This is a genomic window from Photobacterium sp. S4TG1, assembly GCF_036040035.1.
Taxonomy (GTDB): Bacteria; Pseudomonadota; Gammaproteobacteria; order Enterobacterales; family Vibrionaceae; genus Photobacterium.
In genome coordinates this window covers 213075-238112 of record NZ_JAYXUH010000004.1, presented here as the reverse complement: position 1 = coordinate 238112, position 25038 = coordinate 213075, and the positions used below count along the sequence as shown (strand labels likewise).

Annotated in this window: 20 protein-coding genes; 4 read left to right on the top strand and 16 right to left on the bottom strand. The window is 38.2% G+C overall.

Annotated elements, in window-relative coordinates:
* Positions 1-76: 76 nt before the first annotated feature.
* Together VXS03_RS08030 and VXS03_RS08025 are read right to left on the bottom strand one after the other, a co-directional pair.
* On the bottom strand, positions 77-1267 hold the full coding sequence (locus tag VXS03_RS08030; RefSeq protein ID WP_327763089.1) for a class I SAM-dependent methyltransferase: 1191 nt from the start codon (positions 1265-1267) through the stop codon (positions 77-79).
* Positions 1268-1370: 103 nt separating this feature from the next.
* Positions 1371-1544 carry a hypothetical protein gene (locus tag VXS03_RS08025; RefSeq protein WP_327763140.1) on the bottom strand — a complete coding sequence of 58 codons (174 nt, stop codon included), beginning with the start codon at positions 1542-1544 and terminating at the stop codon, positions 1371-1373.
* Between VXS03_RS08025 and yccX the strand changes: the two genes are divergently transcribed.
* Complete coding sequence (gene yccX, locus VXS03_RS08020) at positions 1479-1751, top strand: acylphosphatase (RefSeq protein WP_327763087.1); 273 nt, start codon at positions 1479-1481, stop codon at positions 1749-1751. The two genes, VXS03_RS08025 and yccX, sit on opposite strands and share 66 nt — an antisense overlap.
* 74 nt (positions 1752-1825) lie before the next feature.
* On the opposite strand, the gene tusE is transcribed toward yccX, so the two are convergent.
* The 14 genes from tusE to ebgR all read right to left on the bottom strand — a co-directional run bounded on the left by tusE (position 1826) and on the right by ebgR (position 21244).
* Positions 1826-2155: a sulfurtransferase TusE gene (tusE, locus tag VXS03_RS08015; RefSeq protein ID WP_327763086.1), complete on the bottom strand. Its 330-nt coding sequence runs from the start codon at positions 2153-2155 to the stop codon at positions 1826-1828.
* 146 nt (positions 2156-2301) lie between these two features.
* On the bottom strand, positions 2302-2970 hold the full coding sequence (locus VXS03_RS08010; protein WP_327763085.1) for a Bax inhibitor-1/YccA family protein: 669 nt from the start codon (positions 2968-2970) through the stop codon (positions 2302-2304).
* 227 nt (positions 2971-3197) lie between these two features.
* Positions 3198-3971, bottom strand: a complete 774-nt coding sequence (locus VXS03_RS08005; RefSeq protein ID WP_327763084.1) for an amino acid ABC transporter ATP-binding protein — start codon at positions 3969-3971, stop codon at positions 3198-3200.
* Between the two features lie 13 nt (positions 3972-3984).
* On the bottom strand, positions 3985-5082 hold the full coding sequence (locus VXS03_RS08000; protein WP_327763082.1) for an amino acid ABC transporter permease: 1098 nt from the start codon (positions 5080-5082) through the stop codon (positions 3985-3987).
* A 2-nt stretch (positions 5083-5084) separates the two neighbouring features.
* Positions 5085-6284, bottom strand: coding sequence for an amino acid ABC transporter permease (locus tag VXS03_RS07995; RefSeq protein WP_327763081.1), 1200 nt, complete (start codon positions 6282-6284; stop codon positions 5085-5087).
* Positions 6285-6368: 84 nt separating this feature from the next.
* Positions 6369-7400 carry an amino acid ABC transporter substrate-binding protein gene (locus VXS03_RS07990; RefSeq protein WP_327763080.1) on the bottom strand — a complete coding sequence of 344 codons (1032 nt, stop codon included), beginning with the start codon at positions 7398-7400 and terminating at the stop codon, positions 6369-6371.
* A 203-nt stretch (positions 7401-7603) separates the two neighbouring features.
* Positions 7604-8827, bottom strand: a complete 1224-nt coding sequence (locus tag VXS03_RS07985) for an L-lactate MFS transporter (protein ID WP_327763079.1) — start codon at positions 8825-8827, stop codon at positions 7604-7606.
* Positions 8828-9099: 272 nt separating this feature from the next.
* Positions 9100-10326 carry a sodium/glutamate symporter gene (gene gltS / locus VXS03_RS07980; protein ID WP_327763078.1) on the bottom strand — a complete coding sequence of 409 codons (1227 nt, stop codon included), beginning with the start codon at positions 10324-10326 and terminating at the stop codon, positions 9100-9102.
* Positions 10327-11170: 844 nt separating this feature from the next.
* Positions 11171-11512: a hypothetical protein gene (locus VXS03_RS07975; RefSeq protein ID WP_327763076.1), complete on the bottom strand. Its 342-nt coding sequence runs from the start codon at positions 11510-11512 to the stop codon at positions 11171-11173.
* A 102-nt stretch (positions 11513-11614) separates the two neighbouring features.
* On the bottom strand, positions 11615-14500 hold the full coding sequence (locus VXS03_RS07970) for an EAL domain-containing protein (RefSeq protein WP_327763075.1): 2886 nt from the start codon (positions 14498-14500) through the stop codon (positions 11615-11617).
* A gap of 405 nt (positions 14501-14905) precedes the next feature.
* A complete protein-coding gene (locus tag VXS03_RS07965; RefSeq protein ID WP_327763074.1) occupies positions 14906-16336 on the bottom strand; it encodes an amino acid permease in 1431 nt (476 codons plus the stop codon).
* Between the two features lie 151 nt (positions 16337-16487).
* Positions 16488-16940: a beta-galactosidase subunit beta gene (locus tag VXS03_RS07960; RefSeq protein WP_327763073.1), complete on the bottom strand. Its 453-nt coding sequence runs from the start codon at positions 16938-16940 to the stop codon at positions 16488-16490.
* A complete protein-coding gene (gene ebgA, locus VXS03_RS07955; RefSeq protein WP_327763072.1) occupies positions 16940-20017 on the bottom strand; it encodes a beta-galactosidase subunit alpha in 3078 nt (1025 codons plus the stop codon). Before ebgA ends, VXS03_RS07960 begins: the two co-directional genes overlap by 1 nt.
* A 249-nt stretch (positions 20018-20266) precedes the next feature.
* Positions 20267-21244, bottom strand: coding sequence for a transcriptional regulator EbgR (ebgR, locus tag VXS03_RS07950; RefSeq protein WP_327763071.1), 978 nt, complete (start codon positions 21242-21244; stop codon positions 20267-20269).
* 344 nt (positions 21245-21588) lie between these two features.
* Here ebgR and VXS03_RS07945 point away from each other — a divergent pair, with 344 nt between their 5' ends.
* The 3 genes from VXS03_RS07945 to galM all read left to right on the top strand — a co-directional run bounded on the left by VXS03_RS07945 (position 21589) and on the right by galM (position 25009).
* Positions 21589-22650: a UDP-glucose--hexose-1-phosphate uridylyltransferase gene (locus VXS03_RS07945; protein ID WP_327763070.1), complete on the top strand. Its 1062-nt coding sequence runs from the start codon at positions 21589-21591 to the stop codon at positions 22648-22650.
* A 63-nt stretch (positions 22651-22713) separates the two neighbouring features.
* Entirely contained in the window at positions 22714-23904 is a 1191-nt protein-coding gene (gene galK, locus VXS03_RS07940) for a galactokinase (protein WP_327763069.1), read from the top strand.
* A 16-nt stretch (positions 23905-23920) separates the two neighbouring features.
* Entirely contained in the window at positions 23921-25009 is a 1089-nt protein-coding gene (galM, locus tag VXS03_RS07935) for a galactose-1-epimerase (RefSeq protein WP_327763068.1), read from the top strand.
* The last annotated feature ends 29 nt before the right edge of the window (positions 25010-25038 follow it).

Below are 25038 nucleotides of genomic sequence, written 5' to 3'. Positions count from 1 at the left end.
ACCTAATAATAGTTTTATGAGTATAAAAAAACCCAGCATTGGCTGGGTTTCGTGTATCTCTATATTAGATTGCGCGTTACTTGACGTAACAAGCAAAACCTTTAAGGTAGAAACCTTCAGGGTAAGCACTGTCTAATGGGTGATCTGCCGCTTGGCTGAAACGCTCGATAAACTGTACATCACGATGTGCATCAAGTGCAGCATCGGCAATGATTTTTTGGAATAAGCCGTTATCCATTAAACCAGAGCAAGAATAAGTTAATAGCATACCACCTGGTTTTAGAATTTGCATCGCTAACATATTGATGTCTTTGTAACCACGGCAAGCACCAACTAGTTGAGATTTAGATTCAGCAAATTTTGGTGGATCCATAATAACAACATCAAACAGCTCGCCACGTTCACGGTATTCACGTAGTAATTTGAATACATCAGCGTTTACAAACTGTGCATTTTCAACAGGGTAACCGTTAATTTCTGCATTAAGTTGTGCTGTATCAAGTGCAGGTTGAGAAACGTCAACGTTAACTACTTCACTTGCGCCACCTTTTAGTGCGTACAAGCCAAAACCGCCAGTATAGCAGAAGCAGTTTAATACACGCTTACCGTTAACATATTTAACTGATGCTTCGCGGCTATCGCGTTGGTCAAGGTAGAAACCTGTTTTGTGGCCACCAACGATGTCAACGTTAATTTTCACGCCATTTTCTTCGATAGTAACAAACTTAGGTGGCTCTTCACCATGCAGAACGCCAGTACGTTGTTTTAAGCCTTCTTTTTTACGAACAGAAACGTCTGAACGCTCATAAATATTACAGCTTGGGTAGCATTGTGTTAATGCTTCAAGAAGTACTTCACGTTGAGCTTCTGCACCGGCACTCAATAGTTGACACACTAAGTAGTCTTGGTAACGGTCGATAGTGATACCTGGAAGACCATCAGATTCTGCAGCAATTAAACGGTAGCCAGTAAGGCCATCACGAGCGGCTAGAATATCACGTAGATTTTGTGCTGCATTTAGGCGGTTAACAAAGAAGTTAACGTCAATGGCTTCATTTTTGTTGAATGTCCATACGCGAACGCGAATTTGTGACTGCGGAGAATACGCACCTCGTGCTAACCATTCGCCTTTATTATCGTAAACATCAACGGTCTCGCCTAATTCTGGTTTTCCTTCGATGCGATCAATACCGCGAGAAAAAACCCAAGGGTGGCGACGGCGAAGTGATTTTTCACGGCCTTTTACCAAATAAATAGAAGCAGTCATGACATGCCCAGTATGGAATTCGAGTGGGGGCATATTATGTTGTGCTGGCTAAGTAAAATCAAATGAAAAAGCCTAAGTTGGTATATAAACCTGCGATTGCATACTAAATAAACCCTGAAACAGCATTGTTTTTTGCCAGACAACCATCAAAACCTTGTAATAATACCGCTAAAATAGAATCAAGTTCAGCATAAACAGAAGAGTATATATTATGGCTCGATGTTGCATAAAAACGAAGGTAATAGGACATGTACAAGGGGTTGGTTTTCGATTTCATACCGCTCATCAAGGTTTGATGCTTGATTTAACTGGGTATGCAAGAAACTTAGCCGATGGCAGTGTTGAGGTCTTCGCCTGCGGTGAACAAGAGAATATTGATAAGCTTATTGAATGGCTACAGCATGGGCCAAAAACAGCCACTGTTGAGTGGCTTACAACTGAAACTTTAGCATGGCAACATTTGACTGGGTTTAAAATGAATTAGAGTGCTGATAATAAAACCAAACCAAACATATGGGTAAGGATCACCGATTATGTTTGGTTTGTTGTATTGTTATATTAGATACACTTAACCGGTTTGGGTAATCCTGCTAATTTTGTTGCTTGCTTTGCTGGTCCTTTAGGAAATAAGCGATAGAGATAACGCGAGCTACCTTTTTCTTCACCATATTGCTTTGACATGGCTTTTACGAGCATACGAACAGCGGGTGAGGTATTAAATTCAAGGTAAAACTCACGAACAAAGCGAATCACTTCCCAATGGGCTTCAGATAATTCAATCTCTTCTTCTGCTGCAAGTCGTGCGACTAGATCTTCCGACCAATCATCCACATTCTTTAGATAACCTTGGGCATCGGTATCGATTTGTACACCATTAAATTCAAGCATAGTAGACCTCTCTATTTCTAACGCTGCAAGAATAGTGATTCACTTGTCTGCCTGCAAGTAAAAAACAAAAAGCCCGCATTAAATGCAGGCTTTTTTAGTTCGTTCTTTGTTACGATAAGTCGATTATCGTAAGTGCATCGCTATGATTAATTATCGCTGCTGTTTACTACACCTAGAATCTGAAGCAAGCTTAAGAATAGGTTGTAGATAGAAACGTATAATGTAACCGTTGCTGAGATGTAGTTTGTTTCACCACCACGTACAATTGACTGTGTAGTCAATAGAATCGCTGCTGATGAGAACAAGACAAACATACCGCTAATAGCAAGTGATAGCATTGGCATCTTTAAGAAGATATTTGCTACAACTGCAACAATAATCGCAATAAAACCAGCCATTAACATACCATTAAGGAATGATAGGTCGCGTTTCGTTGTTAATGCGTAAGCTGAACAGGCAAAGAATGTTAGTGCGGTACCACCAAGTGCTGTCATTACGACGTGCCCCATGCCTGCACCCACATACATATTTAAAATAGGACCAAGGGTGTAGCCCATAAAGCCTGTTAATGCGAATACAAAGACTAGACCAAGGCTGCTATCACGGTTACGTTCTGTTAAGAAAATTAGACCATAGAAACCGACAAGAAGAATGATCCAATGAACAGGTGGAACATTCATAACCATTGCTGCACCAGCTACAACAGCAGAGAACAACAACGTTAGCGATAGTAAGAAATAAGTGTTACGTAAAACCTTATTGGTTGACAGCACGCCTTCGTAACCATTGTCACGGTTGACCATACGTTCGTTCATAAGTGTTCCCCTTAGGGTAGTTATGTTAATTCTATTAAAGCTATATATGAGGCTAAACAATACGAATTGCAAGCGTAAACTCAAGCTTTATATTGATTTGTCTGCCATCAAGCATATTATAAGTGTTTGAACATTAAAATACTTTGTTCATTAATTTTCATGTATCTTTAAGTTGTAACTAAGTGTTACATCAATAAGGCTTACTTTAATGGTGGCAGTTTCAGCCATTAGTGCAATATTTGCTGTAAAAAAAGTTGAGTTCGATCGGATTTTGGATTATCAAAAAAGTCATGAGGATTGTTTTCTTCAATGATTTCACCTTGATCCATAAAGATAACCCGATCAGCGACTTGGCGCGCAAACCCCATCTCATGAGTAACGCATAACATTGTCATGCCTTCATTCGCCAGTTCAACCATAACATCCAATACTTCCCGTACCATTTCTGGATCAAGTGCAGACGTTGGTTCATCAAATAACATGACTTGTGGATTCATACATAACGAACGGGCGATAGCAACGCGTTGTTGTTGCCCACCAGAGAGTTGACCGGGATATTTATGGGCTTGATCTGGAATTTTAACCCGCTCTAAATATTGCATAGCCAATGCATTAGCTTCTTTCTTTGGCATTTTTTTTACCCAAATAGGGGCTAAGGTGCAGTTTTCTAGTACGGTTAGATGAGGGAAAAGATTAAAATGCTGAAAACACATCCCGACTTCTTTACGTACAAGCTCAATGTTTTTCAAATCGCCGGTAATGTCTTGTCCTGCTACAGAAATTTTACCTTGCTGATGCTCTTCTAAATAATTAATGCATCGGATCATGGTTGATTTTCCTGATCCTGAAGGGCCACAAATAACGATCTTTTCTCCTTTACGGACTTTTAAATTAATGTTTTTAAGTACATGAAATTGACCATACCATTTATTTACATCCGTAAGTTCGATAACCCACTGCGTATTATCTGGTGTGATTGAAGTGTTATTGGTCTTTGTCATTATGCAATCCTTGCTAATGTTGATGCCCAGTATGTAATTTATTTTCTAGATAGATACTGTATCTAGACATACTAAAACAAAAAATCCAGAAGACGAAAGCGACAAAAACGTAGCTTTCAGTAGCAAAACCTAACCATTCCGGATCGCTGGTGGCTGCTTGTCCTATACCTAATACATCAAACATGCCAATAATAAGTACTAGACTGGTGTCTTTAAATAGCCCGATAAAGGTGTTAACGATTGAAGGAATAGTGATTTTTAAAGCTTGGGGTAACACAATAAGATACGTTTTACGCCAGTAACTTAACCCTAATGCATCTGCCGCTTCATATTGACCCTTAGGTATCGCTTGCAAACCGCCTCGAATCACCTCTGCCATATAAGCTGCACTGAACATGACTACGCCAATTAAAGCTCTAATCAGTTTATTGGTTTCTAATTCTGAACTTAAAAACAGCGGTAACATTACTGAAGCCATAAATAAGACAGTAATTAACGGCACACCTCGCCAAATCTCAATATAAACAGTACAAATACTGCGAATGATAGGCATTTGTGAACGCCGTCCTAGCGCTAATACAATGCCGATGGGTAACGATACGACTATGCCAACAATGGCAATGATCAAGGTAATTAGTAATCCGCCCCATAAATGCGTTTCAACGATGGGAAGGCCAATAACCCCGCCGTATAAAAGAAAGCCAGCAAGAAAGGGATAGATATTTACGAAAAATAGCCAAATCCAACCACGACAAGGGGTCTTTTCATAGGCTAATAAGGTAATAAAAATAGCCAATGTGGCATAAAATAATTTCGGTCGCCATAATTCTGTATTGGGGTAGAAACCAAACATAAATTGATTAAAACGTACTTTTATAAAGGTCCAACACGCGCCTGTATGCGTACAAGCATCACGTGAGTCTCCTTGCCAATTGGCATTAATCAGCGCCCAATCAAGAATTCCCCATAAGCTAACGACTACAAAATAGCCTAAAAGCAGCGTGATTATTGTATTGAAAGCCGAAGAAAATAGATGTTGCCGTAACCATCCAATAACACCCACAGTGTTTGCTGGAGGGGGTAAATCGGGAAGAAATTGATGTTTAGTCATGTTTACCTCTCAACCAGAGCCATTTTTTTGTTGTAGATATTCATTAGCAAAGAAGTGATTAAACTTAGGCTTAAATATACCGCCATTGTCATCGCAATAATTTCAATAGCCTGTCCTGTTTGATTTAAGGTGGTGCCAGCAAAGACAGAGACTAAATCAGGATAACCAATTGCCATTGCCAACGATGAGTTCTTTGTTAGGTTTAGATATTGGCTAGTAAGGGGCGGAATAATGATTCGCATTGCTTGTGGAATTACAATTAAACGTAGAGTTTTATTACGGGTTAACCCTAGTGCTTCTGCGGCTTCTGTCTGCCCGTGACTCACGGCGTTAATCCCTGATCTTACAATTTCAGCAATGAAGGCGGCCGTATAAATACTCAGGGCAAGTAAAAGTGCAGCAAGTTCAGGTAATACGGTAATGCCGCCACTGAAGTTAAATCCTTTGAGGGCGGGATAATCGATAGTTATTGGTTTTCCACTAATAAAGAACGTTAATAATGGCAGTAAAATAATAACCATGAGGCTAACGAGAAACACAGGGGATTGTTTACCGGTATTTTGTTGTTTTTTCTTAGCGTAATAGCGATAACTGCTCGCTATGATTAGTGCAATCAAAAGGGAGATAAAAATTACGCCAGAGCCTTGTTCAAAAATTGGGATTGGCAGCGATAAGCCTCGAACATTAAGAAAAATGCTTTCGCCTAATTGAAGGCTTTGTTTTGGGGATGGTAAAACTTGCAATACCGCGAAGTACCAAAAGAAAATTTGTAATAATAGCGGAATATTACGAAAAATCTCGATATAGAAAGCAGCAAAACGACTGACTAGCCAATTAGGTGATAAGCGCGCAATACCGATAATAAATCCCAACATTGTGGCTAGCATAATACCTAAAACAGCAATCAATGCGGTGTTAAGAAGGCCAACAAAAAAGGTACGCCCATAGCTAAAGGTTTCATCATAATTAATCAAGGTTAGCCCAATACCAAAACCTGCTTCTTGATCAAGAAAATCAAAGCCCGTCGCAATCCCTCGTGTTTCAAGATTGGTTAAGGCGTTATTGATAATACTGTAAAAGAAAAAAAATAGAGCAATAATGGCAATAATTTGAAAGATAATGGCGCGGAAAGTGGGATTATAAAATAAATTGTTAGTACTAGATTTTGTTTGCGATTGATTAGTCTTCGTTGGAAATGCCATACAACATCCTCATATCCATTGAGATGGATAGGGGGAGCCATAACCGCTCCCTTCCTTTATATACGAACTTAAAATAAGCGGTTATTAACGGATAGGAGGTGCATATTGGATACCGCCATTGCTCCATAGTGCATTCAATCCACGTTCAATTTTAAGCGGGGATCCTAATCCAACAGTACGCTGGAAGCTTTCGTCGTAGTTACCCACTTGTTTGATGATTTGGAAACCCCAATCATCATTTAATCCTAGGCCTTTTCCTTTAGGTCCATCAACACCAATAAGACGACGAATGTTAGGATCTTTTGAGTCTTTTTTTAGTTGTTCAACATTGGCAGAAGTGACGTTAAATTCTTCAGCATTGATCATGGTAAATAGTGTCCAACGGACAATGTTGAACCATTGATCATCACCTTGACGAACGACAGGGCCGAGAGGTTCTTTTGAAATGATTTCAGGAAGAACAATGGCTGAAGTTGGATCTTTTAGATTTAAACGTAAGGCATATAAGCCTGATTGGTCGGTTGTAAGTACGTCACAACGCCCAGAATCAAAACCTTTTGATGTTTGAGGGGCTGTATCAAATACGACGGGTTTATATTTCATCCCATTGACCCGAAAATAATCAGCTAGATTGAGTTCTGTTGTCGTCCCTGATTGTACACAAACAGCGGCACCATCTAGTTGCTTTGCACTTTGTATACCCATATCTTCTTTTACCATAAACCCTTGGCCATCGTAGTAGTTCACACCAGTAAAGTTAAGGCCAAGTGAGGTGTCGCGGTGCAGTGTCCAGGTCGTATTACGTGATAAAATATCAATTTCACCTGATTGCAAGGCTGTGAAACGTTCTTTAGCTGTAAGAGGAATATATTTGACTTTGGTTTTGTCACCTAATGTCGCAGCGGCAACTGCTTGACAGAATTCAACATCAAGACCTTCCCATTGACCTTTAGCATTAGGGTTTGAAAATCCAGGTAGGCCAGCACTAACGCCACATTGGACGTAACCCTGTTTCTTGACTTTATCGAGTGTGTTGTCAGCAGCATTGACATTTACTGCAAATAGCGTAGCTGATGCAGCAAGTGCCGCCAATACGCCGGTTATTTTATTAGCCATTAGTAAGTACCTTCCTTGTCTGGTCAATAGTTAAAGCAACATGTCGTAAGTAACTTAATTATCGATAAGTTATTAACAAAACACTAACAATTACAAGTATAGGAAAATATGTACAAAGGGCTAGTTTTGTGGGTAATTGGTTGGAAATAAAAACGATAAAGCCCAGCATAAGGCTGGGCTTTATTGCTAATTAATGTGGTTGATTATGCAGAAGCCAGTTTTTTCTCTAGCGCTTCAGCATCGACTTTTTTAGTAATAACTGACAATACAACGGCGACAGCAATCATGGCTGAACACACAGTGTAAGCCAATGTATATGTCCCTGTAGTATCGACAGCAAATGCTGCAACAACAGGACCGATAAAGCCACTCACACCCCATGCCGTGTAAAGTACACCATAGTTAGCACCGTAGTTTTTCAGGCCATAGAAATCAGCAATAATCGACGGGAATACAGCCAGTAATGTGCCGTAACCAACACCAGCGATTGCCGCACCAATGATCAGTGTAAATTCAGAGTCAAATGTAGCGAACATCACCATATTGATACCCTGCATAACAAAAGCGATCATCAGTGTTTTAACTCCACCAATTTTGTCTGACAAGATACCAGCAGCGACACGGCCACCTGAGTTAAAGATAGCAAGGATCACAACTAGATAAGCGGCGTCTGTGATGTTAGCTTGTGTCGCAGCAATAGACGTAATATTACCAATAATCATCAAACCAGCAGCAGAAGCAAAAGCATACATTACCCATAGAGAATAAAATTGTGGTGTTTTTAACATGCCGCGCCAATTAATATCAACAGGCTTTGCTGATTTTGCTTTATAACCCGCAGGGACTTCGGGTACATAATCGGCTGGTGGATTATTGATGGTAAATGCAAGTGGCACTGCAATAACTAATACCGCGATACCTAGAACAAGAAAGCTAGTGTTGATGCCATACTCTGCAATAAGTGCAGACGTTAGTGGCGCTAGATAAACGGCTGCTAGTCCAAAACCGGCTGCAATAAGACCATTAACTAAGCCTTTTTTTGATGGATGGAACCACTTCATTGCTGATGGGCTTAAACAAGCGTAACCAAAACCAATACCACTGCCTGTCATCACACCAAACGTGAGTACTAGCATCATTGGAGTCGTTGCAAAACTAGATATGATCATGCCTAAACCGACCATAATGGTACCAAGAATTAAAACCCGGCGAGGGCCCATGCGATCTTGAAGGATTCCAGCAATTAACAATGATAAAGCAAATGTAATAATTGCGATGGTATAAGGTAGTGATGCGTCTGCATTCGACCAGCCTAAATCAACCACCAATGCTTTTTTAAATACACTCCAAGCATAAAGGATACCCATACATAAGTTGATACAAAAGCCTGCTACCAAGATTTGCATAGCGCGATCAAATTTTTTCATTAGAGAACTCAATTAATTGATTCTTAACGTTATTAAAGAAAGAGATAAATAACGATAAGTGAATGATTTAGTGTAATGACTAAAGTCAAACTTTAGAAAGAGCGCGGAGTGTAACAACATAAAAAAAATATGACATCGCTTAGACATTCCTTGTTACAAAACAGCAATAGGGAATGATAAAAGTAGTGAGGTAAGCAGGGGGGATCGAGTAAAAACAAAAAAAGAGAAGATATACTATATCTTCTCTTTTTTATAATAGTAGCGAATGCTATTTAGTGACCAAGGAAACTAATGTAGCCTTGAAGAACAATAAGGTTAGTGATATCAATAAAGAACGCACCAACAATCGGTACTACCATAAAGGCTTGTGGCGATGGACCATTACGCGAAACTAATGAGCCCATGTTCATTACGGCTGTAGGGGTTGCGCCCATACCAAAACCACAGTGGCCACCAGCAATCACTGCCGCATCATAGTTACTGCCCATTACGCGGAAAGTAACAAAATAGGTAAATAAGCCAAGCACTACCGTTTGGACTGCCAGAATAATCAACATTGGCATTGCCAAGTCCATCAGTTCCCATAAATGTAAGCTCATCAGTGCCATTGCTAAGAAGAGTGACAGTGATATGGTACCAAGGGCATCGACAGTTTCTTTATTGATTTTATAGCATTTAGTACCTTCACATAGATTGGTAATAAATACACCGATAAATAATGCATACACAAATTCAGGAATACGTAGTGCGCTAATTCCAAAACCATCAATGAAGTCTTTAAAGTGTGAAGCACCTGCGACACAAACCAATAAAATGAACAATACTTCGATAGTATTTTTAGAGGTGATACGGTCCTCTTCACGATCACTATAGGTAATTAGATCTGGGTGCTCAATGTGATGATTACCACTTTCACCAAAATCAGATTTTAATTTATGCTTATTGATTAAGCGTTGTGCAATCGGACCACCAATAATACCACCCATGATCAAACCGAATGTTGCAGCTGCCATTGATAGTTCTAACGTGTTTAAACCATAATCAGTTGCAAACGTTTGAGACCAAGCTGCACCAGTACCATGGCCACCAGAAAGGGTGATTGATCCCACAATTAGACCAAGTAATGGATCGAGGCCTAAAGCTTTACTCATGCCTACGCCAACAGCATCTTGAATGATAATAAAGATTGTTGCTATACCTAAGAAAAGGAATACTCGAGACCCCCCCTTCATTAGTAGTTTATAACTAGCAGCTAGGCCAACAGTTGCAAAGAACATTTGCATTAGCGTGTCTTGCATACTCAATTTAAAACTAATGTCATAACCCTGAAAATGGAAAAAGGTAATGATAAAGGCAATGACAAGTCCGCCAACGATTGGCTCTGGAATATTATACTGTCTTAAAATCTTGACTTTCGTATTTATAAAGTAGCCAAGAAAAAGCACGATTATTGCAATAAGCAAAGATTCGAGCTCATTAATATGAATTGATGTTGTCATTTAAAATCTTCTTTTTTACTTCTTTGATGCTAATTTTAACTCCAAAAAGACATTCTTACCATATTGCTATTGTTATGACGCTGTGCTAGATGGCGTCTATTTTGAGTACTTAAGTATTTATATATTATTGAGTAGTCGTTTTTTTATATGGTTTATTGTTAATTTTTGGCGCTTTTTTGTTAAGAAATGGTTCTCGTTGTGTTTTGTTATTTATCGTATCTCTAATTGCATTTTAGAAGGCATTTATTTGCTTTATTGGTATGGTTAATTTTTCAGAATCAACGCGTTATATTTTAATACCATTATGTTTTAGCTATAGGGTATAGCATACTTTTTATTTAATGGCTGTAATACAAAGGTTAAATTGAAAATTTAGTTGTTGGTAATGTGATTAAAAAAAAACATCTAATTCTTATAATTTGAGAAACAGCGATAGTTGATTAAAGTTCTATGATTTGATCATGGAAAAAAATGTATAAAAAAAGGCAAAAAACTTATGAAACATCGTTCAAAATACTAAATAGAGGCCTTTTTAAGCTTTATCTGCCGTTAAATGTGATTAATTACATTCATTATTAATGAATATTTTTCTGATTTATAGGTAACGTTTGAATTAAATTATTCATCGTATAACTCGTTGCTTATAAAGTTTTATCTCACAGTATGAGAATAATAATTATGCATGATTTTTATGCGTAAGCTTGTGGCTGGACGGTGAAAGATAAAACAGCGAGTAATATGAGACGATGGCACATAAATGGTAACGATGACAGTGTATCGCTACCATTATATTGCAGTGATGAGAGATGAAAAATATACTTTTGGGTTAGCTTTAAGTAGAAAGCTACTCAGCGCTGTATTTTTTTAACTTTAGGTCTTTTTTTAGTTGTTGAATGTATGCAATGCGAGCCGGATCCGCTGGACGTGCATCATTTTGACGCTCTTGCTGAGCTTGTGCCTCACTTGGAAGCACACAACGTCCGCGAATACGTTGGTGATATTGTTTGGTTTCTTGTTCTGCACGTAATGTGGCATGTTCTTGTTCTTTTGCCATTGCTTCACGTGCTTTGCTCTGATCAGTAGCATCAACTACAACATAAGCATTACGCTTTTGTATTCTATTTGGCTGTTGACCAAATTGTTCCCGTTGCTTAATAAAGTTATCTAAGTGATCACTAAAACTCATTGTGACGTCCTACGAAGTAATCAAAAAAGAATCCACTTATGATTAACAATAAAATGGCGTATATCCTTAATAATAAGCTACAACGTTGAATAAGAGAACCTCTTATATAATGTTCTCTGATATTTGTCGTTGTTGAGGTAAATATTGACGATTAAAATCATCGCGAGTAAGGGGTTTATTGAAATAGAATCCTTGAAATTCTTCAACTCCAAGTGCTTCAAGCGCGATGACTTGTTGTCTGTTTTCTACTCCTTCTGCGACAATGGTTAGGCCAAGGTTGTGGGCAAGGTCGATAATCGCTTCAATGATGGTAATACTATCTTTATTATGAGGTAGCGCTTTAACGAATTCACGGTCTATTTTTAATATATTAATCGGAAATCGGCTAAGATAAGCGAGCGATGAATACCCTGTACCAAAATCATCAATTGCAATTTTAACTCCCAGTGTTTTGAGTGAAATCAATTTTTGATAAGCTAACTCAATGTCTGTCATTAACACACTCTCTGTGATTTCAAGTTCTAAGTATGCAGGATCACAACCAGCTTTTTTTATCGCTTGTTTTAAAATAGCGGTTAAATTGGATTCAAGTAATTGCTGGGCTGAGATATTGATTGCCATACTTATATTTAGCCCTTGTTGTTGCCATTGCTTTAGTTGGTGGCAAGCCTTTTCAATAAGAAATATACCCGCTTCAAGAATTAAGCCAGATGACTCTAGTAATGGAATAATATCAATAGGGGCTTGGTAATCACCGTGCTTGTCTCGCCACCGGAGCAATGCCTCTACACCAGTAAGAGTGTGTGTATTCGCTAATACTTTTGGTTGATAGTAAAACTCATAACGATCAGTGTTAATAGATTTACGTAATTCAGACTCTAACTCTAGTTTATGCGTCGTTTCTGTTTCCATTTTTGGATTAAAATAACAATACTGATTTTTAGACTGATCTTTAGAGTAACTGAGCGCAATATTTGCGTTTTTAATTATTTTTTCAGCCGTTATTGAAGCACCTTTTTGAAGTGAAATACCTATACTGGCAGAGATGGAGATCAGCTTACCATCGTAACTAATTGGAGCATGGATATTGTTGAGTAATCGGTTGGCTAAGTGATCAATATTTTTCTGTTGTTGAACGGATTGAATAATAACACCAAATTGATTGTTATTTAATCGTGATAAAAGGTTAACCTCCCTCAGGTTTGAACGAATACGTTTAGAAATAATGACTAAGATTTTTTCTTTCTTTTCATTATCTAAAGAGTCATGTGATTTTTTAAATAAATCAACTTCAATAATTAAAATAGATATTTTTGATTTATTTATTTTTGACAGCACTAATGAATCATTAATTTTATTAATAAACATATTCCTATTAGGAAGAGATGTTAATTGATCATAATGAGCAAGATGATCTAAACGATGTTCATAGTTGATACGTTCTGTAATATCTTTACTGGTTGATATATAATTACTAATTCGACCATTATCATCACGAATAGGGGAGATAGTATTATCAAGGTACTGAATGTTGTTATCGCTGTTTTTTTGCGAAATGATACGTTGAATCGTTTTTCCTTGATTAAGTTTTGATTGAATGTCATCTATTTTATCTTTGTCATTCGTATATCTCTTAAAGATCGTTTTACTATTGAGACCAATAATATTGGTGTAATTTTCACCGGCACTTTTTTTATATGAGGTATTCACATATTCAATAAAGCCAAATTTATCCGTGATAATGACCGCTTCTTCACTTTGTTCGACAGCTCTCGATAACCCTTTTAGTTTCTGTTCTCGCTTAACCCATGATGTTACGTCGATTATATGCAACATGATATTATCATGGCCATTATTATTGATCTTAGTAGCAATGATTTCGATATGTTTTAGTTGACGTTGATTAATTTTTAATTGCATTTTTTGCTGTTGATTATATTCGATGGTATCAATTTTCTTGAATAATGCCACCATGTCACTTTTTGTATCAATTGAAGTAATATGAGAAATTAAATTTTTATTGTCGATATTATTTGGTAAATCTAGAATTGCTAGTGCTGCAGAGTTAATAACTGTTATCTTTTTGTACTCATCTATTATGATGATTCCTGAATCTGTATTTTCAACAAGAGAGCGATAACGAAGACTATCTGTTGTATTAATATCGTTCAATTTCTTTATTTCATTTTTTTGTTGGTTGAAATTATAAAGAAAAAATAATAGACCGATAATCGTTATTAGAATAATGAGGTAGGTGATATAAACATTCAAAGATTGCTGCTGAAAGCTAAAAATAGAATTATTATTAGTTAACTCTATTTTTGAAACTAATGTCCATGGTGATAAATTACCAAATTTAAAGTCTAGTGTTGATTTTAATGAGGTGGGAATGAATATCGGAGAATATGTGTAAAGAGTGTTGTTTTTAAATAATTGCTGATGATTATAGTTTTCTATTTTTTTCCATAATGCATAATTTGATTTTTTGAAATCTTGTTCATTATTAATAAACGATACACTATTATTAGCTATCTTTTTTTGCTTAATATTAATTAATGTTTGTCCTTGGTTATCGATAATCCATGTTTGTAAGGGCAATGAATCATTTTTTTTGGATACAGTCAGAAGATGGGTAAGGCTTTGTTGCTCTATCTTTATAACCCATTGGTGATTTTGTACCTTAACATGTTGATAATAGACAACAGTTCTGTTGGGTTGGTCCGTAATATTAATATAAGTTTTATTTGGTAATAATGAAAAAGCATGATCGATATTATTTAATTCTACAGTAGAGCTAATAGGCTTATTGTTTATGGTTATCGTCTCTCCCTTTGTGGTTGCCTGAACTTGTAATCGATAGCTATTTTTGTAATCAATAAGGCTGATACTGTGCAATGTAGTATCACTTGCAAGTATTTTATCGATGAATGTGATGAAATCATCACGTTGCGGGAGTGTTAATGCTTGCTGCCAAGATTGCTGCTTCAAATAAGTATTGATTTGGTCGAAATAAGTAACCGTATGGGTAATCTGCTGAGTAATAAGTTGCTGTTGTTGAAATTGTTGTTGGCGTTGAACCGCTTTTACTATATTGACTGTTCCATCATTATTTTGATTGTTGTCAGTGACCGTGCTTACTGTCGCTAAAGTAAGTAATAACAAAATGAAAAGTAAACTGGCACTAAGTGTTTTTTGCATAATATCCTTCTAACGTGGTGTTAGATTTATAACTGAATACGTCAACTATATGCTATTAGATACATAATGTTAAGATTATAAACATAAAAATGTGACTCATATGTAATCGATTGGTTATTATTCGTGGTGATTTCAACGTAAAAAGCCTTGAGAATAAACTCAAGGCTTTAAAGTTGTAACTATATAATTTAAGTCTTAATTTGTTGTCGTTACTGCTTCTAGTATGGTTTTTTGTTCAGCGGCTAACTGACTTTCATAACGATTATATTTCCACCATGCGTAGCCAAGGAAGATGACAATACCGCCGACGTTATAGAAAATAATCGTCATGATATCAGCGCCTGTTGGGAAAGTAGAAGCCAAGAAACCGATACTAAAGATACCAATTAAAATTGAGACCATCACGATACCTGTTGTGCGTGAGCCCATTTTAAAGTCACGAGGTAGGTGATCCAGTTTTAGGCGTAAATTTAAGTAAGCAATCATAATGAACAGTGGTGGTAGCATAGAGGCTGCCGCTGTCATGTTGATAACTGTACTCATTAGTTCTTGTACAGAATCAGAACCTAGCATTGGTACTATAAGCAATGGAATCACAATAAAGAATTGCGCCCATGCTGCGCGAGCAGGTACACCATTTTTGTTTAGTTTAACTGTCTTCTCACCAAAGATTCCAGCTGGAATTTCAGAGAAAAAGATCTTAACTGGTGTTGCTGTCCACATCAGTAATGAACCAAGCATTGCTGTAAATGAAACCACGCCAACGAAGCGGTTCATCATAATTTCAGGTAAGCCGTAATGACGAGCTAGACCTTCAAATACTTGTACTGAGCCACCAGTAAATTTCAGTGCTTCACGTTCTACAAAGACGTTAATTAGTACCGATGAAACACAGTACAGACCACCGATAAAGATACCTGCAAAAATAATCACTTTTACAAACGCTTTGTGACCACCTTTAATATCGTTAACATAAACGGAGACGGATTCAGCGCCACCTGCTGCCATAAATATCCATGCCGTTACACCAAAGAAAGCCCAGTTAACTTGAGGTGTTAATGCTTCAACGGTAATAGGATCTGCTGGTTGAATCCCTCCCATTACAGCAGCACCTGCCAATATAATGTATGACAATGTAAGCACTAGCATAAATGAAGAGGTGACCGATGTTATTGGTCCTAACATTTTTGCGCCATTGGTTGACACATATGTAGCAAGGGCAAATAACCCAATACTGAGTAAGGTTGTTGTAGTTGGCGTAAATATGTATTCATAGCCAAGGAAAGCATAAGAGGCATAGGCAATAACGCGTGGCAGCAATGAAGTAAAGAAGAATAGATTAACAAACCAATATGTATAGGCTGCGAGGAAAGCCCAGCGTCCACCAAGAGAGCTTTTTACCCATGCATAAACACCCGCTTCAGAGTTTTTATTAAGCGAAACAAATTCAGCGATAATTAAACAAAAAGGAATAAAGTAAAGCAAGGTAGCAATAAAGAACATAGGGGTAGATGATAAGCCAATTTCGATATTGTTATTAATGACATTATTGAAACTGTATACCGCAGCAAAGGTCATCGATAGTAGACCAAATTTCCCTATGGTATTACGTTTGGATTCAGACATGAGAATCTCCGATGGATCACGTTTAGTATTGTAGGATGTCTATGTATTAAGCCACTTGGCTAAATCATAGGTTATTGTTTTTATTTTCTTGTTTATGCTTTTTTCTTGTGTATATAACCGCCAGCTAAGATTGGCTGACGGTTGGGTCGAGTTATTTATTAAGGAAGTAGCCGTCTTCAATGGTGACACGTAAAACGACTTTCTCAAGGTTGTCAGCGGCACTGAAACGGTGAGCTTGGTGGTTTTCAAAAATGACCATTTGGCCTGCTTCTATGCGGTGGGTTTGGCCTGTACCAGCTAAGTACTCACGATCGGTTTCATCGCTGTATGGATGAATTTGCGTTAGTGTGTTTTTATCTGCACATTCAATGGTTTCACTGCCTGCAAGGTAGTAATGCACATCAAAATAACGACGATGACCGACAAAGTGCTCATTTGTAACTGAAGGGCCATGTTGAAGTCGATAAGCCAGCGAATCTCCCACAGAATGGAAAACATTTGGCTGAATATTAGGGATGTTTTCAATAGCCTCTACACAACGATTCCATTTACGACCATCGCGATATAGGCTTTTGAACTGATCTAGTGATGCTAAAGTAATCATTATTTATCTCCACCGATACGTGTTGTAGTAAATGTTTGACTTGCTAAGTAACGACTATCGCAATCTGCTTTACTAAATGGCACTAAGCTGACTTGGTAACTAAAATCATTAAAGTAAACACGATATGAATCAAGTACTTCTGAACCCCATGAGTTAGAGCCTAAGCCCATAACTTGATGATCAAGATTGACCGTAATGTAACCACTTGGCTCAAGTTCATTAATGTGTTGTGCTTGATGGATATGTTGATTGGTGTAATGCCATGCGCTGAAATTAATTTCTTGCTCAGGTTTAACCAATAAACCTACGCCATGACGGTTCGTTAAGCTCGCCCAACGCACATGTTGACGGTTGCCATTATTTTGTGGGAATGGGTAGTTCTCAAACATATTGCTAACGGTAGTGCTGTAGATATCAATAATGTTGCTTTGACGGCTATCTTGGTAACTTTCTTCAGGACCACGGCCGTAATATTCAACCTGATCAAACTGATTATTGATGCCTAAATCTAATCCGATAGTAGGAATAACATGAGGATAATCACCGTATTTATTGCCGCTTAGTGTCATGTTAACTTGACCTTGAGGGCAAATTTCATAGCGGTATTGGCAACGCATACCAAAATCTAATACTGGCGGTGCAACAATGCTGGTAGTGGTAACAATGACCTTACCTGCAACGTGCTCTACATTAATGCTACGAAAGTGCTCTTGCATAATCTGTAGATGCGCGGGGTGCCATAAACCTTCATATTCTTGTTTATGGTTATCAATCATTGGCTTAAAGAAACTCATAGCAGGAGATGACGCAATCAGTTCATTGTTTTGACGTCGCCATGATGTAAGCTTGCCATCGACTTTAGAAAAGTACAGGGTAAAGTCATAACCGCTAATTTCCCAATCAAGGCGATTCTCAATTACTGTTAGTGGCATGGCATTGCTATTTTCAAATATTTCAGCATGAGCAGTGTTGGGTTTAGCTTGATATTGGAAAATACCAAGTTCGTGATTTGCTTCGCTATATGCTGTACGTGATTTTTTACGCATCGACACGTTCACAAACGTTTCACGCTGATCTAGAACCGGCAGTGTCAATTCAATATCGCGTGATTCACCTGCAGCAAGAGCCATAACTGTGATTTGGTTAAAGGCTAAAGTGTCACCTTCAGCGCGTACTGCAATATCAAATACCACGTCATCTAAGGTAGAGAACCAATATTTGTTAGTAATTGTAATGATGCCTTTCACATGATCTTTAACAGCAATTTTAACTGGGCAAATAACTTGTTTGTACTCACGTAGACCAGGGCCTGGAGTTTGATCTGGGTAGACTAAGCCATCCATGCAGAAGTTATAGTTATTTGGATAATCGCTGTAATCACCACCATATTTATATACATCACGGCCATTTTCATCTTGCTCATAAATACCGTGATCACACCATTCCCAAACAAAGTGGCCTTGAATATGTTCATGTTTGTAGAACACATTTTGGTATTCAGTTAATCCACCAGGTCCATTGCCCATTGCGTGAGCATATTCACAAATAATGCGTGGCTTAGCATGTGGAAACTCACCAAACTCATTCATCATTTGAGCTCGAGAGTACATTGTACTAATAATATCAACTACTTCAGCATCACGATCTTCTTCGTAATGCACTAGACGGGTATCATCAATCGCTTTGGTTGCTGCGTACATGGAACGAATATTACAGCCATAACCTGATTCGTTACCCAATGACCATATAATGATAGAAGGGTGGTTTTTTTGTGCGTGAATATGACGTTCAATACGCTCAACGAATACTTGTTCCCATGCTGGATCATCAGTGATCATGCTTAAGTTACCAACATTCGCAAAGCCGTGAGTTTCAACGTCCGTCTCAGCCATCACAAATAAACCGTATTGATCGCACAGTTCGTAAAAACGTGGATCATTAGGATAGTGCGCAGTACGTACTGAGTTAATATTGTGCTGCTTCATAAGCACGATGTCTTTTTCAACTCGATCCATACCAACAGCGCGGCTGTTAAGGTGATCGTTATCGTGACGGTTAACCCCGTGGAGCATTACGTATTGACCGTTTATTTCAAACAGACCATTACGCACTTTAATATCGCGGAAGCCAACACGTTGTGGAATCACTTCAATTATGATGCCATCAGCATCTCTTAGTGTTAGAAATAAGTGGTATAAATGCGGGTTTTCAGCCGTCCAATAGGTTGGATTTGCCATTTTGATTGCAAAATCAGTATGTGTCATACTAGCAATTGTTAAATTGGAAACGTTTCCATTGGCGACCTGATGTTGACCATCGTAAAGGGCATAATCAAGGCTATAACCATTAACAACATGGCCACTAACGTTTTCTAGATCAACTTTACAGCTTAAGGTTGCTGCTTGATAATCGTCCTCAAAATCAGTACGTACAGTAAAATCGCGCACGTGGATAGGCTCTTTACCGACTAAGTAAACATCACGGAAAATGCCCGCCATCCACCACATATCTTGATCTTCGATATAGGTTGAATCAGCCCATTGCATCACGCGTACAGAAAGTAAGTTCTTGCCTGTATTAACAAAAGCAGAAATATCAAATTCAGCAGTTAAACGGCTGCCTTTGCTAAAGCCAACATATTGGCCATTAACATAAACTTCAAAATAGGTTTCAACACCGTCAAACTTAATGATGGTTTGTTTTTCATTCCAGTTGTCGCCCAAGAAGAAAGTACGCTGGTATGCACCAGTTGGGTTATTTGATGGTACAAAAGGAACATCAATCGGGAAGGGGAAGCCTTCGTCAGTATATTGTAAGTTACCGTGACCTTCCATTTGCCACATGTTTGGCACTTGAATGCTGGTCCAGTCAGTCATTTCTTGATGATAGAATTCTTCAGGAACAAGCAATGGGTTAGTGAAGAAATTGAATGTCCACTGGCCACTTAGCAACATGAAATGCTGACTTAAATCACGCTGAAAGCGTTGTGCTTTATTTAATGCGTTGTAAGAGAAAAAGTATGCACGAGGTGCCAGTCTATTTTCGCTAAGTAAGTTAATGTTTTCCCAGTTATTCACGATGCCTCCAAGACATGTTTTAATTATCTGGAGTCATTATTAAGTAAAGTTTTACTAAAAAAAATAGGTAAAACTTTGTTGTATTAACTTGATCACATTCTGTTTTGAGCTTTGTGAGATCGACAACAAAAAAACAACCACTAGTGTTTATTTGAGTGATCTTGCTCTTATTTTATACAGTTTATGAATTAAAATACAAAAAAAACGACAAGTGAATTGTCGTTTTTTATTTATTATCAGTTGGTTATCTTATTTCTTTGTTGTTTCTCGTAAAATAAGTTGGCTTGGAACAAATACTCGTAATGGAATGACTCGACCATCGCGGCTGCGTTCTAATAATAAATTAACCCCTTGAGAGCCCATCAGTTCTGAATGAATTCTAAAGGTTGATAGCGGTGGATAAGTAAACTTTGCGGTTGGAATGTCGTTAACACTGATTAAGCTGATATCATTAGGAATATTGAGCCCGCTTTCATGTATTGCCCGCAATACACCAATCGCAATTGAATCTGATGCAACAAATAAAGCACTAGGGTGATTGGTGGCTAGCATTTTTTTCGCTAATGAATATCCTGACTGGCTACTAAAATCACCTCGATAAATATCATTATCAGATACTACACCTTTGAATTTTCCATATTCAGTAAATATTAATTCACGAATATCATATTTATCAGGATTATCTTGACCGCCAATAAATCCAATTCGTTGGTAGCCTTGTTGGGTGAAATGGTTAATAACTTCTTTACTTATTCGCTCTAAATCAATATCAATACAATCAATATCAAGTTGGTGATCGGTGTAATCAATATAAACCGTATTACTTGATAGGGCGCGTGCTGCGGCAAGGTTATCTTCACTTACTTGCCCTATCAGCAAAATGCCATCTACGGCTTTTGGGGCTGCGGCAATATTGCATTCATAGATATTAGTCAGTTTAATACCCAATTTATCACATTGAGTATCAATCCCATGTCGAATCGCAAGGTAATAAGGATCATCAACTTCAATATCTTGCTTGTAGTTATACAACGCGAGGAAATGTAGGGTATGTTTTTTGGCTATTTTTCTTGATTGGCTGGTGGTGTATTCCAGTTGCTCTGCAATCTCAAATATTTTGCGCTTAGTCTCATCTTTTACACTAAGCGTGGGATCATCGTTTAATACACGAGAGACCGTTGCTAACGAGACACCAGCTTTGGTTGCTATTTCTTTTAATGTTGCCATTTGTCCTCCGGCAATCCCTGCAACCTAAATCATGTTTGCTGTGCGTTTAAGGGACATGTGGTTATATTTTATAGAATTATACTATTTATTTTTAGTAAAAAACGCGAATTATTTAGTATCTACGAGTGTATATTTTACTATCGAGATAAGAACCAATAGGCCATAAGCTAAAATTATTGGGTAATATAGCGTAGATAAGCAATAACGATAATCTTATCTTGTGATAATAAACACGAATTACACTTTTGATGGAAACGTTTACACAATGTGCCATTGATCACGGAAGTAAACCTGAAATCGCTTTAGACTTTTTAGCATTACAGAATCACAAGAGCTGAATTACTATGTCTGAATGTTTTGATCCGATTGACCATCCTCATCGTCGTTATAATCCGTTAACAGGGCAATGGGTGTTAGTTTCACCACATAGAGCTAAACGCCCATGGCAAGGTGCTGATGAACAGCCACAACCGGAATCAAATATTGCTTATGATGGTTCTTGTTTTTTATGCCCCACTAATACTCGTGTGTCAGGTGATAAAAACCCTGATTACACTGGTACTTATGTTTTTAGTAATGATCATGCAGCCTTAACTTCTGATACGCCAAGTGCACCTGAAAACAGTAATCCATTGTTTCGTTGCCAAAGTGCCCGTGGTTTAAGCCGTGTTATTTGTTTTTCACCTAATCACAGTAAAACGCTGCCGCAATTATCAGTTAGTGCGATTCGTAAAGTGGTTGATACGTGGAATGAGCAAATTGAAGAGTTAGGCAAAGATTACGTTTGGGTGCAAGCATTTGAAAATAAAGGCTCGGTAATGGGTTGCTCACAACCACACCCGCATGGCCAAATTTGGGCGAATAGTTTTTTACCCAATGAAATTAGCCGTAAAGATGCTTTATTGCGTGAATATTATGCACAACATGGTACTAACTTATTAGTTGATTACGTTAATAGTGAGCTAGAAGATGGATCTCGTACTGTGGTTGAAACAGAGCATTGGTTAGCGGTGGTGCCTTATTGGGCGGCATGGCCATTTGAAACTATGTTATTACCCAAAACCCATATTCGTCGAATGGATGAGCTAACTCAAGCCCAGCGTGATGACTTGGCGCTAGCGATTAAAAAATTAACCAGCCGTTACGATAATCTTTTTAAATGTTCATTCCCTTATTCAATGGGGTGGCATTACGCTCCTTTTTTTGAATCTGATGCTAATTTTAGTGATATCTCAACCGATCATTGGCAGCTACATGCGCTGTTTTATCCGCCATTATTGCGCTCTGCAACAGTGAAAAAATTCATGGTGGGTTATGAAATGCTGGCTGAAAGTCAACGTGATTTAACCGCAGAACAAGCGGCTGAAAAATTACGTGCAGTGAGTGATGTGCACTATTTAGATTAAGTGCTAAATGGCACGAATAAAAATATGTTTCTTGATAATCTTTGGTAATAGTAGGTAAAAATAATGACAACGAATCGTACTCAACACCTCATTGATAATGTATCAGCTGTTTTCTCATCAGTATTAGGCTATGTCGCCAGTCATATTATTCAAGCGCCTGGACGTGTAAACCTTATTGGTGAGCATACCGATTATAATGATGGTTTTGTGCTTCCTTGCGCGATTGATTATCAAGCTATCGTGGCTGCTGCACGTCGTGACGATAATATCGTGCGTGTGGTGGCGGTTGATTACAATAATGAAATGAGCGAGTTTGATATTAGTCAGCCGTTAGAATTTGACCAGCAGTGCATGTGGGTAAACTATGTTCGTGGTGTGATTAAATGCCTGCTTGAGCGTGGTTATGTACTTGGTGGTGCAGATATTGTTATTAGTGGTAATGTTCCACAAGGCGCTGGTTTAAGCTCTTCTGCTGCACTTGAAGTCGTGATTGGCCAAACATTTAAAGCGTTATTTGATCTTACTATCAGCCAGCAAGAAATTGCACTGAATGGCCAGCAAGCAGAAAACCAGTTTGTTGGTTGTAATTGCGGCATTATGGATCAATTAATTTCGGCTGAAGGTGAGCAAAATCACGCACTATTAATTGATTGTCGTTCGCTAGAGACAACCGCTGTTGCTATGCCTGAAGATATGGCGGTGGTAATCATTAATTCAAATAAGAAACGTGGTTTAGTCGATAGTGAGTACAACACGCGTCGTGCACAGTGTGAACAAGCTGCTGCTTTCTTTGGTGTACCAGCTTTGCGTGATGTGACATTAGCGACGTTTATCGCTCGTGAAACAGAACTTGATCCTATGGTTGCTAAACGTGCTCGACATGTGATTACTGAAAACATGCGAACGGAACAAGCCGCTATTGCGTTAAGTAATGGCAATATGGCGTTATTGGCTGAGCTAATGGCAGAGTCACATGCATCAATGCGTGATGATTTTGAGATTACTGTGTCTGAGATTGATACGCTGGTTGATATGGTGAAAGGTGTTATTGGCGATCAAGGTGGCGTACGTATGACCGGTGGTGGTTTTGGTGGTTGTATTGTGGCACTGGTACCGCCAACATTTGTTGATGCTATTACCGCTGAAGTGAATGCAAAATATCAAATAGCAACAGGCTTACAAGCAACTATTTATGTGTGTAAAGCTATGGCAGGCGCTGGGGTTATCAGTGAACAAAACTTAGCAATAGCATAATTTAAGGCGATTGAATATGTTAACTCATTTACCTCAACATGCTATTACCTTACACCAATCCATGACGGTTGATATGGCAACTGATGGTTTACCTGCAAAACTGATCACCCTTGTTAATCAACGTGGTATGTCTGTCACGCTAATGGATATTGGTGCCACATGGCTTAGCTGTTGTGTGCCAGTAACGGTTAATCAACAACCAGAGTTTAGAGAAGTTTTACTTGGAGTAAGTACCCTTACTGATTTTTATCAGCAACAAGCGTATTTAGGTGCAACGGTTGGGCGTTATGCCAACCGTATTGCGGCAGGGAAATTTAGCCTAGATGGCGAGACTTACCAACTTTCAATTAACCAAAATGGTAATTGTTTGCATGGTGGCGAGAATGGCTTTAATCATCGTCGTTGGCAAATGCAGCAAGTGAATGCTACTGAAGTGCAATTTAGTTTACTCTCTGTTGATGGTGATATGGGCTTTCCTGGTAATTTACAGGTCATTGTTACTTATACTCTGACTGAAAATAACGAGTTAAGTATTCGATATAGTGCAGAAACCGATAAGCCAACAGTGGTTAACCTTACCAATCATGGCTATTTTAATCTGCTAGGGGCTGATAAGAGCAATGATTGTTTATCGCATCAATTAGCGATCAATGCTGATCATTATTTACCTACTGATCAAAGTGGAATTCCGTTGGGTGGGTTTAATGCTGTTGAAGCCACAAGCTTTGATTTTCGCGAGCTTAAAACAATTAATCAAGATTGGCTAACTGATGATGATCAACGGCAAGCCAAAGGGTATGATCATGCGTTTATATTACGCCCTGATGTGCGTCGTGCCACCACTGCTTGTGCAACAGTCATTGCTGCTGATCATTCATTAACGATGGATGTATTAACCACTAAACCTGCAATGCAATTGTACACAGGCAATTTTTTGGCTGGATGCCCTAATCGAGTCGGAGGAGAGTATGTTGATTACAGTGGTTTTGCGTTAGAAACCCAATTTTTGCCAGATTCACCCAATCATCCAGAATGGCATGATAATGATTCGATACTACGCCCAAATACGCAGTATCATCATCTTACTTGTTATCGGTTTCGATAGTCATTAAGTTATTATCAATAACGCTCACA

What these genes read in the sequence shown, in the direction of transcription:
- VXS03_RS08030 (WP_327763089.1), bottom strand. Translation starts at nt 1,267, where the DNA reads ATGACTGCTTCTATTTATTTGGTAAAAGGCCGTGAAAAATCACTTCGC.
- yccX (WP_327763087.1), top strand. Translation starts at nt 1,479, where the DNA reads ATGGCTCGATGTTGCATAAAAACGAAGGTAATAGGACATGTACAAGGG.
- VXS03_RS08025 (WP_327763140.1), bottom strand. Translation starts at nt 1,544, where the DNA reads ATGAAATCGAAAACCAACCCCTTGTACATGTCCTATTACCTTCGTTTT.
- tusE (WP_327763086.1), bottom strand. Translation starts at nt 2,155, where the DNA reads ATGCTTGAATTTAATGGTGTACAAATCGATACCGATGCCCAAGGTTAT.
- VXS03_RS08010 (WP_327763085.1), bottom strand. Translation starts at nt 2,970, where the DNA reads ATGAACGAACGTATGGTCAACCGTGACAATGGTTACGAAGGCGTGCTG.
- VXS03_RS08005 (WP_327763084.1), bottom strand. Translation starts at nt 3,971, where the DNA reads ATGACAAAGACCAATAACACTTCAATCACACCAGATAATACGCAGTGG.
- VXS03_RS08000 (WP_327763082.1), bottom strand. Translation starts at nt 5,082, where the DNA reads ATGACTAAACATCAATTTCTTCCCGATTTACCCCCTCCAGCAAACACT.
- VXS03_RS07995 (WP_327763081.1), bottom strand. Translation starts at nt 6,284, where the DNA reads ATGGCATTTCCAACGAAGACTAATCAATCGCAAACAAAATCTAGTACT.
- VXS03_RS07990 (WP_327763080.1), bottom strand. Translation starts at nt 7,400, where the DNA reads ATGGCTAATAAAATAACCGGCGTATTGGCGGCACTTGCTGCATCAGCT.
- VXS03_RS07985 (WP_327763079.1), bottom strand. Translation starts at nt 8,827, where the DNA reads ATGAAAAAATTTGATCGCGCTATGCAAATCTTGGTAGCAGGCTTTTGT.
- gltS (WP_327763078.1), bottom strand. Translation starts at nt 10,326, where the DNA reads ATGACAACATCAATTCATATTAATGAGCTCGAATCTTTGCTTATTGCA.
- VXS03_RS07975 (WP_327763076.1), bottom strand. Translation starts at nt 11,512, where the DNA reads ATGAGTTTTAGTGATCACTTAGATAACTTTATTAAGCAACGGGAACAA.
- VXS03_RS07965 (WP_327763074.1), bottom strand. Translation starts at nt 16,336, where the DNA reads ATGTCTGAATCCAAACGTAATACCATAGGGAAATTTGGTCTACTATCG.
- VXS03_RS07960 (WP_327763073.1), bottom strand. Translation starts at nt 16,940, where the DNA reads ATGATTACTTTAGCATCACTAGATCAGTTCAAAAGCCTATATCGCGAT.
- ebgR (WP_327763071.1), bottom strand. Translation starts at nt 21,244, where the DNA reads ATGGCAACATTAAAAGAAATAGCAACCAAAGCTGGTGTCTCGTTAGCA.
- VXS03_RS07945 (WP_327763070.1), top strand. Translation starts at nt 21,589, where the DNA reads ATGTCTGAATGTTTTGATCCGATTGACCATCCTCATCGTCGTTATAAT.
- galK (WP_327763069.1), top strand. Translation starts at nt 22,714, where the DNA reads ATGACAACGAATCGTACTCAACACCTCATTGATAATGTATCAGCTGTT.
- galM (WP_327763068.1), top strand. Translation starts at nt 23,921, where the DNA reads ATGTTAACTCATTTACCTCAACATGCTATTACCTTACACCAATCCATG.